The organism is Zobellella denitrificans, assembly GCF_002237365.1.
Classification (GTDB): domain Bacteria; phylum Pseudomonadota; class Gammaproteobacteria; order Enterobacterales; family Aeromonadaceae; genus Oceanimonas; species Oceanimonas denitrificans.
Genome location: NZ_NMUO01000203.1, coordinates 1 through 807, shown reverse-complemented (window position 1 = coordinate 807; position 807 = coordinate 1). Strand labels below are relative to the sequence as shown.

Genomic DNA, 807 nt, shown 5'->3' with positions numbered 1-807 from the left:
GGTTGCTCCAGAAGTAGATAGCTTAACCTTCGGGAGGGCGTTTACCACGGAGTGATTCATGACTGGGGTGAAGTCGTAACAAGGTAACCGTAGGGGAACCTGCGGTTGGATCACCTCCTTACCTTAATCTCAACGTCTGTTGAGTGTTCACACAGTTTGCTTGATATAAAAGAGTGACGTCTTTGGGTCTGCAGCTCAGCTGGTTCGCGCCCCCTTCCCTTGGGAATGAGCGGGTAAGGCCGGTTGAATGCAGCGCAAGTTTTGGGTCTGTAGCTCAGGTGGTTAGAGCGCACCCCTGATAAGGGTGAGGTCGGTAGTTCGAGTCTACTCAGACCCACCAATTTCCTGCGGAAATTGGTAATGACGGTCAGCTAACTGGGGCTATAGCTCAGCTGGGAGAGCGCCTGCTTTGCACGCAGGAGGTCAGCGGTTCGATCCCGCTTAGCTCCACCATTACTTGACCGCACAATAAAGACGACAAAGTCATGGGTTGCCATCGGTAGCTTATCACTTTGACGTTTTGCGTCACGCTCTTTAACAATTCGGAAAAGCTGATGAATAAAAGTAGTTCTTGATACTGCAAGTGTCTTGGAACTTCTTGGCGAAACAATGTTGTAAGCATCAGTCACTGATGCAGCGACTCCGCCGAAGTCAGTGCTGTCGGTCCCTTCGGGTCCGATACACACTTCTTGGGGTTGTATGGTTAAGTGACTAAGCGTGCACGGTGGATGCCTTGGCAGTCAGAGGCGATGAAGGACGTGCTAACCTGCGTTAAGCACGGGTGAGCTGGTAAGAAGCGCTTGAGCC

2 tRNA genes and 2 rRNA genes are annotated in these 807 nt (G+C 51.5%); all 4 read left to right on the top strand.

Features of this window, described 5'->3' with window-relative positions:
* Window positions 1-121: ribosomal RNA gene (locus CGX12_RS19370) — 16S ribosomal RNA — on the top strand; the annotation flags it as partial.
* A gap of 142 nt (window positions 122-263) precedes the next feature.
* Window positions 264-340 (top strand) — tRNA-Ile (locus tag CGX12_RS19365).
* A 37-nt stretch (window positions 341-377) separates the two neighbouring features.
* A tRNA-Ala gene (locus CGX12_RS19360) sits at window positions 378-453 on the top strand.
* A 248-nt stretch (window positions 454-701) separates the two neighbouring features.
* Window positions 702-807: ribosomal RNA gene (locus tag CGX12_RS19355) — 23S ribosomal RNA — on the top strand; the annotation flags it as partial.